The 12,443-nt window shown below is 57.4% G+C and carries 11 protein-coding genes and 4 pseudogenes; 12 read left to right on the top strand and 3 right to left on the bottom strand.

The genetic code is table 11. From position 1 onward, the window contains the following. Positions 1-69 precede the first annotated feature (69 nt). The 6 genes from NAC44_RS09605 to NAC44_RS09580 all read left to right on the top strand — a co-directional run bounded on the left by NAC44_RS09605 (position 70) and on the right by NAC44_RS09580 (position 6,025). A complete protein-coding gene (locus tag NAC44_RS09605) occupies positions 70-972 on the top strand; it encodes an ABC transporter substrate-binding protein (protein WP_420839918.1) in 903 nt (300 codons plus the stop codon). A 92-nt stretch (positions 973-1,064) separates the two neighbouring features. Further along, on the top strand, positions 1,065-1,865 hold the full coding sequence (locus tag NAC44_RS09600; RefSeq protein ID WP_250940543.1) for an ATP-binding cassette domain-containing protein: 801 nt from the start codon (positions 1,065-1,067) through the stop codon (positions 1,863-1,865). Beyond that, positions 1,862-2,872 (top strand): ABC transporter permease, encoded by a 1,011-nt coding sequence (locus tag NAC44_RS09595; RefSeq protein ID WP_250940188.1) that lies wholly within the window; start codon positions 1,862-1,864, stop codon positions 2,870-2,872. Before NAC44_RS09600 ends, NAC44_RS09595 begins: the two co-directional genes overlap by 4 nt. A 2-nt stretch (positions 2,873-2,874) precedes the next feature. After that, positions 2,875-3,975 carry a phosphotriesterase family protein gene (locus tag NAC44_RS09590; protein ID WP_250940541.1) on the top strand — a complete coding sequence of 367 codons (1,101 nt, stop codon included), beginning with the start codon at positions 2,875-2,877 and terminating at the stop codon, positions 3,973-3,975. 18 nt (positions 3,976-3,993) lie between these two features. After that, positions 3,994-4,764 carry a glutamine amidotransferase gene (locus tag NAC44_RS09585; protein ID WP_250940186.1) on the top strand — a complete coding sequence of 257 codons (771 nt, stop codon included), beginning with the start codon at positions 3,994-3,996 and terminating at the stop codon, positions 4,762-4,764. A 10-nt stretch (positions 4,765-4,774) separates the two neighbouring features. Next, a complete protein-coding gene (locus tag NAC44_RS09580) occupies positions 4,775-6,025 on the top strand; it encodes a Zn-dependent hydrolase (RefSeq protein ID WP_250940185.1) in 1,251 nt (416 codons plus the stop codon). A 282-nt stretch (positions 6,026-6,307) separates the two neighbouring features. Here NAC44_RS09580 and NAC44_RS09570 read toward each other — a convergent pair. Then, a pseudogene (locus NAC44_RS09570) lies at positions 6,308-6,508 on the bottom strand (ISL3 family transposase); the annotation flags it as partial. Here NAC44_RS09570 and NAC44_RS09565 point away from each other — a divergent pair. After that, positions 6,502-6,678: pseudogene (locus NAC44_RS09565) on the top strand (IS3 family transposase); the annotation flags it as partial. The pseudogenes NAC44_RS09570 and NAC44_RS09565 overlap by 7 nt on opposite strands. Positions 6,679-6,818: 140 nt before the next feature. Here NAC44_RS09565 and NAC44_RS09560 read toward each other — a convergent pair. After that, on the bottom strand, positions 6,819-7,706 hold the full coding sequence (locus NAC44_RS09560; protein WP_250940183.1) for a LysR family transcriptional regulator: 888 nt from the start codon (positions 7,704-7,706) through the stop codon (positions 6,819-6,821). A gap of 114 nt (positions 7,707-7,820) precedes the next feature. On the opposite strand from NAC44_RS09560, the gene NAC44_RS09555 reads away from it, so the two are divergent. The 3 genes and pseudogenes from NAC44_RS09555 to NAC44_RS09545 all read left to right on the top strand — a co-directional run. Then, positions 7,821-8,963 (top strand): TauD/TfdA family dioxygenase, encoded by a 1,143-nt coding sequence (locus tag NAC44_RS09555; protein ID WP_250940181.1) that lies wholly within the window; start codon positions 7,821-7,823, stop codon positions 8,961-8,963. Then, the gene (locus NAC44_RS09550; RefSeq protein ID WP_250940179.1) at positions 8,960-9,724 is read left to right on the top strand and encodes a class II aldolase/adducin family protein; all 765 of its coding nucleotides are present in this window, start codon (positions 8,960-8,962) and stop codon (positions 9,722-9,724) included. Before NAC44_RS09555 ends, NAC44_RS09550 begins: the two co-directional genes overlap by 4 nt. A gap of 207 nt (positions 9,725-9,931) precedes the next feature. Then, positions 9,932-10,308 (top strand): annotated as a pseudogene (locus NAC44_RS09545) (helix-turn-helix domain-containing protein); the annotation flags it as partial. Here NAC44_RS09545 and NAC44_RS09540 read toward each other — a convergent pair. Next, positions 10,309-10,461 (bottom strand): annotated as a pseudogene (locus tag NAC44_RS09540) (DDE-type integrase/transposase/recombinase); the annotation flags it as partial. A 240-nt stretch (positions 10,462-10,701) separates the two neighbouring features. Between NAC44_RS09540 and NAC44_RS09535 the strand changes: the two are divergent. Together NAC44_RS09535 and NAC44_RS09530 are read left to right on the top strand one after the other, a co-directional pair. Further along, entirely contained in the window at positions 10,702-11,013 is a 312-nt protein-coding gene (locus NAC44_RS09535; RefSeq protein WP_250940177.1) for a helix-turn-helix domain-containing protein, read from the top strand. Beyond that, complete coding sequence (locus tag NAC44_RS09530; RefSeq protein ID WP_250940537.1) at positions 11,006-12,259, top strand: type II toxin-antitoxin system HipA family toxin; 1,254 nt, start codon at positions 11,006-11,008, stop codon at positions 12,257-12,259. The genes NAC44_RS09535 and NAC44_RS09530 overlap by 8 nt, the downstream gene beginning before the upstream one ends. Positions 12,260-12,443 lie beyond the last annotated feature (184 nt).

Below are 12,443 nucleotides of genomic sequence, written 5' to 3'. Positions count from 1 at the left end.
AAACTGGGCCATAAAAAAAGGGGAACCCAAATGCGCATTTCCAGGCTTCTTTCCGGCTGTGTCGTCACCATGGCCGTTGCAGTCTCGCTTGCAGCAACCGCAGCACATGCGGAAACGTTCGCGCTCGTGAACATCAATCAGCAGGCACTCTTCTTCAATCAGATTAACGATGGTGCGGAGAAGGCTGCCAAGGCGGCCGGCGCGAAGCTGGTCATCTTCAATGCGAACAACGTGCCCTCGGCGCAGAATGACGCCATTGAAAACTACATCACTCAGAAGGTTGACGGGATCATCCTGGTGGCCATCGACGTCAACGGCGTGAAGCCCGCCATCACCGAAGCCAAGAAGGCTGGTATCCCGGTGATTGCCATTGATGCACAGATACCCGGCGGCGACAATGCCGCCTTTATAGGCGTCGACAACACCAAGGCAGGCGAAGAGATTGGCAAGTTTTATGCTGATTACGTTAAAAACCAGATGAAGGGCAAGGCAACTGTCGGCGTTGTTGGCGCGCTGAACTCCTTCATCCAGAACCAACGTCTTGATGGGTTTAAGAAGGCTGTGACGAAAAGCGGCGAGAAGGTGAAATTTCTTGATACCGTTGATGGTAAGAACGTGCAGGATGTCGCTCTCAGCGCTGCCGAAAACCTCATGACAGCCAATCCAACCATGTCGACGATCTATGCCACTGGCGAGCCAGCTCTGATCGGTGTGGTCTCTGCGGTTGAAAGCCAGGGCCGCAAGGAAGATGTCAAGGTGTTCGGCTGGGATCTCAGCGAGCAGGCCATTAAAGGCATTGATGAGGGTTGGGTTGTCGGTGTTGTCCAGCAGGACCCTGCTGGCGAAGGCAAGGCAGCCGTCGATGCCCTCATGAAGCTCAAAAAGGGCGAAAAGATCGATCCCGTAATCAACGTGCCGGTGACGCTTGTGACCAAGGACAACGTCAACAAATTCCGCGCGATGTTCAAATAAGCCTCCCGATGCGTACAATTATGGCCGATGCTCATTGGCCATAATCGTTGTTTGGCGATCTGATCGGACCAGATTTCTTAGCGAGATTGACAATGACCAACGGTATACCCTACCGCGTGGAGATGCGCGGAATATCCAAGCGCTATGGCACGCTTCAAACACTCAACGATGTGACTCTTAAGCTGAAGCCGGGCGAAGTGCTGGGGCTGGTTGGCGATAACGGTGCAGGCAAATCGACATTGAGCAAGGTTCTTTCGGGTGCTGTTATACCCGACAGTGGCACGATTGAGATCGACGGACGGGAGGTATCGTTTCTTTCACCGGCAGATTCGCGCGCTGCACATGTGGAAATGGTGTATCAGGATCTTGCGCTTTGCAACACGATTGATGTCGCTGGCAATCTGTTTTTAGGTCGCGAGCCAATACGGCGGATCACCGGCCTGCCGTTTCTGAACAAGAGACGCATGCACGCCGACGCCCGTGAAATGCTGAACCGCCTTGGTATCGTGATTGCCGATACACGCATGAAGGTTGAGAACCTCTCCGGTGGTCAACGTCAGTCGATTGCCATTGGTCGCGCGGCGTCCTTCTCGCCCAAGGTTCTCATCATGGATGAGCCGACAGCGGCACTGGCCGTGGCCGAGGTGGAGGCCGTGCTTGAGTTGATCCGAACCGTCAGCGCCCAAGGCGTTAGCGTCATCTTGATTACACACCGCCTGCAGGACCTTTTTCTTGTCTGCGACCGGATTCAGGTCATGTATGAAGGCCGCAACGTTGCTGAGCGGAATATCAACGAAACATCGATCGAAGAGATCGTCAACCTGATCGTTGGCCGGGAGTTTCGGGCGGCTTCGGCGCGCAACAGCATGAATGTCGAGGGAGCCGCCCAATGAGCGCCGCACAAACCCATAACTCGGCCGCAGATTCCCGCATCCGCAAGGCGACACTATCCCAGCGCCTGCTGGATAAAGGTGGTGTTTTCTCCATTGCGGTCTTCTTCGTTGTCGTCTGCTTCATTTTCTCGGTCTCAACCGACGTGTTCTTAACGGATGCCAACCTGCTGAACGTTATCCGGCAGTCTGCGCCGCTGCTGATCGTGGCGGCGGTCATGACTTTTGTAATCACAACAGGCGGCATTGATCTGTCCGTCGGCTCCGTGGTTGCGTTGACAGCAACACTTTCCGCAGTGGCCCTTAAGGCCGGGCTTCCATGGCCGCTTGTTGTGCTTTTCATGCTGATCATTGGTGGCTTGTTGGGCGCAATTCAGGGCTTCTTTATTGCTTATGAAAAGATACCGGCGTTCATTGTCACTCTGGCAGGTCTGTCCATTATCCGTGGCGTCGCTCTCTTCATCACGGGTGGCTATTCAATCCCGATCGATACCGATAGCCCGTTCACGGAGATCGGCCGAGGCTGGATCCACGGCTTTCCCGTTCCCGCTCTTCTTGCTGTGGTCGTGCTCGTCGCCGCACATATCGTCTTCACCGGAACCCGCTTCGGGCAATATGTCACCGGCATCGGTGCCAATACAGAAGCCGTCCGTCGCGCTGGCGTGAACACCAAAGCGATGATCCTGATGGTTTATGTCCTGTCTTCCGCTGCCGCAGCCTTTGCCGGCGTCATTCTGGCTGCTCGCCTCGGGTCTGGGTCTTCCAATGCGGGTCAAGGTTTTGAGCTGGATGTGATCGCCGCCGTTGTTGTTGGTGGAACCAGCCTCTTTGGTGGGCGTGGCTCGGTGATTGGTACCATTCTCGGCGCGCTGACCGTCGCCGTCATCGCCAACGGGCTGATCCTCGCCCATATGTCACCCTTCCTCACTCCAATCGTTACCGGCGCAATCATCCTGATTGCCATCTGGCTCAACTTCCGCATCTTCAAGACCTCTGGGCGCGGCGAATGACAATGAATGCACTCTTCGAAGACAAGCCGCGCCCAAGGCATCCGATCGGCGTGACGACCGGCAATGTGATGACGGTGCTGGGACCGGTTCCGGTTGGCGAGATGGGCGTCACGCTGATGCACGAGCACATATTTCTCGATGGTTCCAAGTCGTGGAAATGCCCGTGCCATCCCGACGAAAAGGTGATTGGCGAGCAGGACGTCAATATCGAGATCATCGGCGAATTGCGGATGAACCCGTATATGAACCGCGACAACGTCTCGCTTGATGATAGCGATCTGGCCCTGTCGGAGCTCGGAAAATTCCAGGCGCTCGGTGGTGCAACCGTGATCGATGCCACCAATATCGGTATCGGACGCGCGCCGGACAAGCTCGCCCGGCTCGCCCGCATGTCCGATCTGAAGATCGTCATGGGCAGCGGCTTCTATCTGGAGCACACGCACCCCGAATGGCTGAAGGCCATGGATGTGGACGAAGTGACCCGGTTTCTCGTCGATGATGTCGGCGGCGGTGCTGAACAGCCGCCAATTATGGCAGGCATTATCGGCGAAGTCGGGATCAGCAAGGACTTCACAGAGGAGGAAATGAAATCGCTGCGGGCGTCTGCACGCGCCTCGCGCCTGACCGGTGTGCCGCTGACCATCCATCTTCCCGGATGGGAAAGGCTGGCCCACAAAGTTCTCGACGTGGTGGAAGAAGAAGGCGCGGATCTTTCCCACACCGTGCTTTGCCATATGAATCCGAGCCACGAAGACCTCGATTATCAAATCAGCCTCGCACGGCGCGGCGCATTCCTAGAATACGACATGATCGGCATGGATTACTATTATGCTGATCAGGATGCCCAGTCGCCTTCGGACGAACAGAATGCCAAAGCTCTCACACGGCTGATTGAACTCGGCCACACCGATCGGCTGCTGCTGTCCCAGGACGTCTTCCTGAAGATCATGCTCACCCGTTATGGCGGGTTTGGTTACGGTTACATCCTCAAGCACTTTCTGGCGCGGCTGCACCGGCATGGCGTCGAGCAGGCCGCAATCGACCAGATTCTGGTCAACAATCCACAATCGGTCTTCAGCACTCAAGCCGCGCGCAAACCGTAAAACACAAAGGGTCAGAACATGAAGAAGTACAAGGTCTTGCTGGCCGGCGAATCCTGGGTTTCCACAGCGACCCACATCAAGGGGTTCGACCAGTTTCCAACTGTCACCTATCATACCGGTGCCGATGAGTTGCTGGCCGCGCTGAAGGACAGCGCCTTCGACGTCGAATTCATGCCCGCCCATCTGGCTCAGAAGGAATTTCCGCAGACGCCGGAAGCCCTGGCCTCCTATGACGCCATCGTCCTGTCCGACATCGGCGCAAACACCCTGCTCCTGCATCCCGACACCTGGATCCACTCCAAGCGGACGCCGAACCGCTTGAAGGCCCTGAAGACCTATGTCGAAAATGGCGGCGCGCTGCTGATGTTCGGCGGCTATTATTCCTTCCAGGGCATCAATGGCGGAGCGCGTTTCAAGGGAACGCCGGTCGAGGAGGTTCTCCCCGTCACCTGCCTTCCGGTTGATGACCGCGTCGAAGTTCCGGAAGGGTTTGACCCTGTCGTCACTGGTGCGACCGATCACCCGATCCTGAAGGGCCTTGGCAAGGATTGGCCTTACCTGCTCGGCTTCAACGAAGTGAAGGTCAAGGATGGCGCAGAGGTTCTGGCAACTGTCTCGACGGATTATGGCAGCCTGCCGCTTCTCATCACGGGCACTTATGGCAAGGGCCGCACGCTCGCCTGGACTTCGGATGTGGGACCGCACTGGTTGCCGCCCCGGTTCATAGCCTGGGACGGTTACAAGACACTCTTCGAACAGATGCTGCTCTGGTCTGTCGGCCAGCGCTGAAAGCCACGCTATGAGCACAACACTGCATATCGATGGCGACCGCCTTCTGAAGCGGCTGGACCAGTTTGCTGCCATAGGCGCGACGCCGGGAGGCGGTGTCAACAGACCGGCACTTTCGGCTCTGGACCAGCAGGCACGGCGATTGCTCAGCGAGCTTGCATTCGCGCGCGGTTTCCGGGTCGAACAGGATCAGATGGCAAACCTCTACATCCGCCGCGAAGGGGCGGCGAACGTACCCCCCTTCGTCATAGGCAGCCATCTCGACAGCCAGCCAATGGGTGGCCGTTTCGATGGTGCGCTCGGGGTACTGGCAGCGTTCGAAGTGCTAGAAACGCTTGAGGACCGGAGTGTCGAAACGCATACGCCTGTGGAGGTCGTGGTCTGGACAAACGAAGAGGGCTCGCGTTTCGCACCTGGAGCCATGGGCTCGCGTGCTTTCAGCAGTGGAGCAATCCCCCCCGAATGGAAGGAAGCCAAGGATCAAGACGGCGTAGGCCTCGATCAAGAGCTTACGGCAACCGTCGCCGCTTTGCCCGAAGCACCGTTGAGACCACTTGGAGCCCCAATCGCAGGCTATCTCGAACTCCATATCGAGCAGGGCCCCGTTCTTGAGGAGGAAGAGATCCCAGTCGGAATCGTGACGGGCATACAGGGCACGCGATGGCTCAAGATCAGCGTTTCCGGAGAGGCCGCCCATGCCGGAACAACTGGCCTTGCGTTTCGCAAGGACGCACTGGCCGCCTCGACGTCTGTCATGAAGCGTTTTTACGATGAGATCATGCCGAAAGATCAAAACGCGCGGCTGACGATCGGCCGCCTGTCCGTCTCGCCCGGATCAATCAACACGATTCCTGCAGCAGTGGATTTTTATGTCGACCTTCGGCATAGAAACAATGAACGTCTCAATGACCTGGAAGCGCGTGTTCGTGATATCTGTCTTGCCGAAACGCGTTCCACCGGATGCCAGGTTGTTATCGAGAAGGTTCTCGACATGGCGCCGGTCGCTTTCCCAGACAAGATGATCGAGGTCACAGAAGAGGCTGCCCGGAAGCTCGGCCTGCCTGCGCGCCGCCTCGTGTCAGGCGCATTTCACGATGCGCTTTTCGTCGCTGGCGTCGCGCCAGCTGGCATGATCTTCGTCCCCTGCCGCAAAGGGAGGAGCCACTGCGAGGATGAGCATGTCGAGCCTTCAGCCACCATTGCCGGCTGTAACCTACTCCTGCATACCGCCATTGGGTACTGTAAACTTAACGTCGGGTAGGCGATGGGATGCCTCCGGGCGTGTCGCAAATTTTGGGGGTTAACGGCATGTTGACCATGAACGAAGAAATTGCCGCTCCCAATCGCGTGGAGAGAGGCCCGCCTGTTGATTTTCGCGCAGAAAGTGAGCCAGTGGGCGTGCGCAAGAATTGGTCGCTGCCAACGGCAAAGAATGGGTCGATATCGAAATGCTGAACGCTGAGGACGCAGCCTTGCTCAAATGCGAAGAGGGCTCGGCGTTCCTGAGCAACCGCCGCCTGTCGCACAGTGCCGACCAACGTCGAAGCGCAATGATTTTGCGCCGTTCGAGATCGCAGATAATCGTCCCGTAGCGCTGGTTGCGCCGCCACGCCCAGTCGTCGATTCCGATCACCGTCGGCGGAACGCAACGCGGGGTGCCACGCCGTCGGACGACACGCAACAAGGTGTCGTTGCTGACCGGCACCATTAGCCTGCGGGCGATAGTCGCCGCCGGTCTTCGGCCGCCTGAAAACAAAGGTCTTCTATCCACGATACTGGAAGGCCATCACGATCGAGCAGTTCGTCGCCGAGGTGGACGCCTACATCCGATGGTACAATGAGAGGCGCATCAAAATATCGCTGGGATCACTCAGCCCGGTCGAGTATCGTAAAAGCCTCGGCCTGATCTTATGAAACAGTCCAACTTTTTATCCGCACCCCATAAGGGTCAGATCCCAATTTTGACCCCTCACCTGTTTTTTAGGACTATCCGTCTTTTTCTGGCGAATGGAGATGAAGGCTGGCTTGGTGGGCTGCCAGCGATGCCCTTCACGTCAGTTTCGCAGCGAGCAAAGCCATTCCGTGAAGACGACGGCCGCCGCCGAGCGCGTTTCGGATTCGATAACGTAATAGGCGGTGTCGAGATCGAGCTCGCCGTGCGGCCATTCCATCAAGCTTCCGTCCCTTACCAGCTTGCCCGTGATAGATCGCCAGCCAAGCATCAGGCCTTGGCCATCAAGTGCGGCCTGGGTCGCCTGAACGTAATTGTTGAACGTGGGGCCTTTGGTGTTGGCACGCCGGATCGTCCGCCGTTCAAGATATTTTTGCCATCCTGCCCAGTGGAAGTTCTCGGGGCTCGCGACATTGATCAGCGGCGCCGTCTCCAGGGTTTCGTTCTTGGAGAGAAGGCGCTGCACGAGTTCGGGCTTTCCGACAGGAAAGACCCTTTCCTCGAACAGCTTGGTGACGCTGCCTGTTCCGTCCCAAGAGCCATTTCCATAGCGCAGGACGATGTCGATGCCGGGAATGAGTGCAGGCAGATCACTCGGTGGCGCCTGAACATTGACTGTGATGTCGCTGCACCGTGCGTAAAAATCCGGCAATCTCGGCATAAGCCAGTAGGTTGCCATGCCGAGCGTGCATGCGACCGTGACCTGCTTCTCGCGGGACAGGCCGCGCGCCCGCATCACCTCTATGGCTGCGGAAATCTGTCCTAGGCCATCGCGGGTCGCGATCGCCAGTTGCTGCCCGTCTTCGGTCAGCCGTGCCGGTCGCTTGCTGCGGTCAAGGAGCTCGACACCGATGTGATCCTCAAGGTCGCGCAGCGCCTGCGTGACGGCCGGTTGAGACACGTTCAGCCGGTTTGCCGCCTCGCGCATTGATCCGAGGCGTGCCACTTCGCTGAATGTGGTGAGAAGACGCAAAGGTGGCAAGCGGTTCATGACTTAACCCAGGGCTTAATTTACTATCATGATAATCGTTCTTTTCTTTTTGGAAAGTGCGGAGACAATGACGCTGAAACAAAATTCCCCAACCCCAGTTTTCAGGATTTTGCCATGAATATTATGCCATCGGGCTCGTTCGGTCCCATCGAACTGAAGGAAAAGGGGCTCTACATCGTCCTGCCTGACGGGACCAGGAACTATTTCAACTACTATTGGCTGCGCGACAATTGCCCAAGTTCGTTTTCGAGCGTCACGCGCGAGCGCAGCTTCGACATTTTCCACCTTGAGACGGCACCGCGCGCCGCGCGGGCCGCGATCGAAGGCGATGTCTTGGTTATCGACTGGGCAGACGAAGACCATGTCACCCATATGCCGCTTTCTGTCCTTGCGATCTATTCGGATGGGGGGATCCGCCACGATCCCGCCGACCTGCCGCGAAAGGCGTGGTACAGCGATCACTATTCCGCAATTGCGCGCTTCTCCCATCCGGAACTGAGGGCCGACAAGACGGCAGTCGCCCGGTGGATCGAGGCAATGATCGTCGAGGGCCTCACGATCGTGACCGACATGCCTAATACGAATGCAGGCCTGACCGAACTCGTTAACCTCATGGGTCAGGTCCGTCCGACATTCTTCGGCGACTACTTCGATGTAAAGACCCATATCAACCCGACCAACACCGCCTATACCGCCGCCGCACTCGAATTGCATACCGATACGCCCGCCGAGGATTATGCGCCCGGCATCCAGTTCCTCCACTGCCGCGCCAACTCCGTCGAGGGAGGGCTCAGTATCTATTCAGATGGCGTTGCGGTCGCCAATGCGTTCCGCGCCATCGACCCGGAAGGGTTTCGTCTCCTTTCCGAGACTGACATCCCGTTCTATTGCGAGCACGACAGCTATGACATGCGCTCACGCCAACGTGTGATCGAGCTCGACCTGCATGGCGAAGTGGCGGGATTGACCATCAGCCAGCACATGCTCGACTACATCGACCTGCCGCAGCAGATGCTGGACGATTACTATCCGGCATTCTGCCGTTTCGGAAAAATGTTGCAGGCCGATAGGTTCATGATGCGTTTCCTGATGAAGGCCGGAGAATGCATGGTGTTCGACAACCATCGCATCGTGCACGGTCGTCTTGCCTATTCCGCAACCAGCGGCGACCGCTATCTGCGCGGCTGCTATGCCGACCGGGCCGAAATGCGCTCCACATACAGGGCGCTCGTTAGCGAAGGACGGTTCAAGCCATGAGCCGGTTTGACCACATTCGAGACGGCCTCGACGAAGGCGAGCTTCTGGCCTTGCGTCAGGATCTGGCTGCCGCCTTCCGGCTTTGCCACAAGTTCGGTTGGAGTGAGTCGGTCGGCAACCACTTCAGCGCGGCCGTGTCCGCTGATGGACGTAGCTTCCTGCTCAACCCGCGCTGGCAGCACTTCGCAACTGTCCGGGCGAGCGATCTATTGCTGCTCGACGCGGAAGACGAAAGCGTGATGTGGTCCGCCAACGCGCCGGATCCCTCTGCCTGGGCGGTGCATGGTGGCCTGCACAGGGCGCTGCCGCAGGCGCGGGTGATCCTGCACTGCCATTCGCCCTATGCCACTGCGCTTGCCTGCCTCAAAGACCCCACCTTGCTGCCGCTGGACAACAATACCGCGCGCTTTTATGGCAAGACCGGCTACAGCCTCGATTTCGGGGGCATTTCGGACAATGACGACGAAGTCCAGCATCTTGCGGAAGCAATGCGGGGCATGACGGCGCTGGTGATGGGAAATCACGGTGTCTCCATCGCCGGCAATACTGTGGCGGATGCCTTTGAAGACCTCTACTTCTTCGAAAAGGCCGCCAAGACGCAGATTCTTGCCCTGTCCACGGGGCAGCCGCTTGCTGTGCTTTCCGATGCGGTCGCCCGCAATACCGCGGAGGGCTGGATACCGTATCGCGGCATGGCCGCAAAGCATTTCGACTATCTGAAATCCGCGCTAGATGCGGACGATCGCTCCTGGCGGGATTGATGCTGCGTGCGCCTTGTGCAGTGTCCCGAGGGGACGCGTGTTGCCGCCCCACGACTGGCACGGAGACATTCAATCTCTCCATGTGCAAGTGCGGAATTGTGTTTCGGCGTGCAAAATTGACCCCATTAGCGGGGTGATCGGCGTCGAATTTTGACCCCCTTCGGATTTATCTGACCATCCGTTTTTTGACGGCGGATGGAGAGGGAGTTGAAGCGAGTGGATACGATTGCGCGCGTCCGGCGGGCCTTTCATGTTCAAGGCTGGTCGATGAAGAAGATCGCCCGTGAACTGCATGTTTCCCGCAATACGGTCCGCAAGATATTGCGCAGCGACGAGACCGACTTCTCCTACGAGCGCGAGCGGCAGCCTTTGCCGAAGACGGGAGTCTGGAAGGCGGAGATCGAGCGGCTTCTTGCGACGAACGAAGGTAGGTCATCGCGCGAACGGCTGACGCTGATCCGGATTTACGAAGAGCTGCGCGCACTCGGATATGACGGCAGCTATGATGCGATCCGCCGTTACGCCAAGGTTGGGCGAAGCACCGCGGATCAGCGACGGCGCAGGCTTATGTGCCGCTCTACTATGTCGGTGATCATCACACGGGGTGCTTGACCCTGTCCTTTGAGAAGCTTTCGCATAAGACGTTTGGCTGCCTTGGTATTACGGCGGCTCTGCACCAGCACATAGAGAACAAAGCCATCCTGATCAACGGCCCGCCACAGCCAGTGCTTTTTGCCGCTTCCGTTCTCTGGGCACCAGTGCCGAGCGCGGGCGGGTCGGAGCGGACATTTAAAGAAGCGTGTATCGCGGGTGTGCTTCCAGTTTCGGTGCCTATCAGTAAACGAGGCAAAAGTGATCTGTAAAGAGATCGTTTAGTCTCACATGATCCCTATTGCAGTCATTTAGCTTGACATGCACAGAGATCATGAGATACGTAAACATATCATAATAGAAAATATGAAGCGTTAAGGTATCACATGAAGTCGGATTCGGAGGCTCTTCATGACATAGGGCGGCTGTTCAAGACATCGCGCAAGACTTTGGGCCTCACCCAGGAGCAGGTTGCGGATATGGCGGGTCTATCGCGTCCGCGCTACCGCGAGATTGAGGCTGGAGCGAGCGCTGCCCGTGCGACCACACTGATCAACATTGGTCGTGCGCTTGGTCTGGAGCTGATGCTCATCCCGCAGGCTATGGTCCCGGCGGTTGAAGCTTTACTGCAGCCAGGTGACACTGAAGATGACCTTCCTGCTTTCGTCGTCAGCCCTGATGGTGATGGCAATGTCTGATGCGCCTCTTGATCCAAGATCTGTAACCTCACTTGACGTGCTGCTAAATGACCTGAAGGTAGGCCAGATCGTGAGGACGCCGGGAGACTTCAACGCGTTCAGCTTTGAGGAGAGCTATCGTCAGACGGGTGGTTTCCCAGTGCTCAGTCTGTCATTTCGCGCGGCACATGGAGGGTTGCGGAAGGACCCGAAGCCAGTCGCAAGGGCTTTGCCACCGTTCTTTGCGAACCTTCTTCCAGAGGATAAACTGCGCGAGGCGATGGAGAGGCACCATTCAGGCAGCGTGCGAGCAGGAAATGATTTCGATTTGCTTGCCGCACTCGGATCGGATCTGCCGGGGGCTGTCCGAATTGTGCCGAGCGAAGGCAGCGTTGTTTGTAATGAGGGTTTGACACCCCCCAGACCGAAGGCCCGGTTTTCGCTCGCCGGCGTGCAAATGAAACTCTCCGTCATCAAAAACCCAGGCAAGGGCGGCGGGCTGACGATCCCTTTAGGCGACGAGCAGGGTTCATATATCGCCAAGTTTCCATCCACATCATTTCCCGGCGTCTCGGAAAACGAATTTGCAAATCTCGCATTGGCCGAAGCGATTGGTATGGACGTGCCGGAACGCGAACTCGTGGAACAATCGCAGTTCGAGGGTATCCCGGAGGAGTTTGAGACGCTGTCCGATGGCAAGGTGCTTCTCGTCAAACGTTTCGATCGGGTTGCCGGTGGTGAGCGCGTCCATATCGAAGACTTCGCTCAGGTATTCGGCGTCTATCCGTCTCGAAAATATGAGGGGGCCGCTTATCATGATATCGCTGCGGCTCTTGGGGTCGCCGTTTCTTCAGCGGCAGCCCTTGAGTTCGTTCGACGACTGGCTTTGGCTGTGCTGACAGGCAATGGCGACATGCACCTCAAGAATTGGTCGCTGATTTATCATGGGAAGGGCAACGTGCCTGCACTCGCCCCAGTCTATGATGTGCTCTCGACTGTCCCTTACATTCCGTCGGACGCCATGGCACTGTCGCTGGCCGGTGAAAGGTCGTTCAAGGCAATGAACGACCAGCGATGGAAAGTCTTCGCTCATCGTGCGCGACTGCCGGAAGCTGCTGTGCTGAAGGCTGTTAAGGAGACGGTGGAGCGCGTCAACCAGTCTTGGTGGTCTCTGCCTGAACGAGCTGTTCTACCCGATAGAGTGTTGGAACGGGTTGATGCCCATATCAAGCTGATGCTACCGATCCTCGGCACCTGCGCGGATTAGCAATTTGTGTTTTTCCGCAAAGCGTTAGCAGTTTGGTGGTCCACCAGTACCGATCGGGTTGCTGGTTCGTATCCCTTCAAGAGCGAGAACTCGGCTCCCAATGTCACGAATGATGGCTGTTGGTGTCCGGAACACCGTTGATGCTCAAAGCCGGGGCCGCCCCTTTCATGAATTCGTGGCCTTG

Origin of the sequence: Allorhizobium sonneratiae, from assembly GCF_023700755.1 — a bacterium.
Lineage (GTDB): Bacteria > Pseudomonadota > Alphaproteobacteria > Rhizobiales > Rhizobiaceae > Allorhizobium > Allorhizobium sonneratiae.
Note: the sequence above shows the minus strand (reverse complement) of the source record. Positions and strands in the feature narration are given on the sequence as shown.

Bases quoted from the DNA above. Each gene is read 5' to 3' on its own strand.
- NAC44_RS09590 (WP_250940541.1), top strand. From the start codon at position 2,875: ATGAATGCACTCTTCGAAGACAAGCCGCGCCCAAGGCATCCGATCGGC.
- NAC44_RS09600 (WP_250940543.1), top strand. From the start codon at position 1,065: ATGACCAACGGTATACCCTACCGCGTGGAGATGCGCGGAATATCCAAG.
- NAC44_RS09595 (WP_250940188.1), top strand. From the start codon at position 1,862: ATGAGCGCCGCACAAACCCATAACTCGGCCGCAGATTCCCGCATCCGC.
- NAC44_RS09560 (WP_250940183.1), bottom strand. From the start codon at position 7,706: ATGAACCGCTTGCCACCTTTGCGTCTTCTCACCACATTCAGCGAAGTG.
- NAC44_RS09605 (WP_420839918.1), top strand. From the start codon at position 70: ATGGCCGTTGCAGTCTCGCTTGCAGCAACCGCAGCACATGCGGAAACG.
- NAC44_RS09535 (WP_250940177.1), top strand. From the start codon at position 10,702: ATGAAGTCGGATTCGGAGGCTCTTCATGACATAGGGCGGCTGTTCAAG.
- NAC44_RS09585 (WP_250940186.1), top strand. From the start codon at position 3,994: ATGAAGAAGTACAAGGTCTTGCTGGCCGGCGAATCCTGGGTTTCCACA.
- NAC44_RS09555 (WP_250940181.1), top strand. From the start codon at position 7,821: ATGAATATTATGCCATCGGGCTCGTTCGGTCCCATCGAACTGAAGGAA.
- NAC44_RS09530 (WP_250940537.1), top strand. From the start codon at position 11,006: ATGTCTGATGCGCCTCTTGATCCAAGATCTGTAACCTCACTTGACGTG.
- NAC44_RS09580 (WP_250940185.1), top strand. From the start codon at position 4,775: ATGAGCACAACACTGCATATCGATGGCGACCGCCTTCTGAAGCGGCTG.
- NAC44_RS09550 (WP_250940179.1), top strand. From the start codon at position 8,960: ATGAGCCGGTTTGACCACATTCGAGACGGCCTCGACGAAGGCGAGCTT.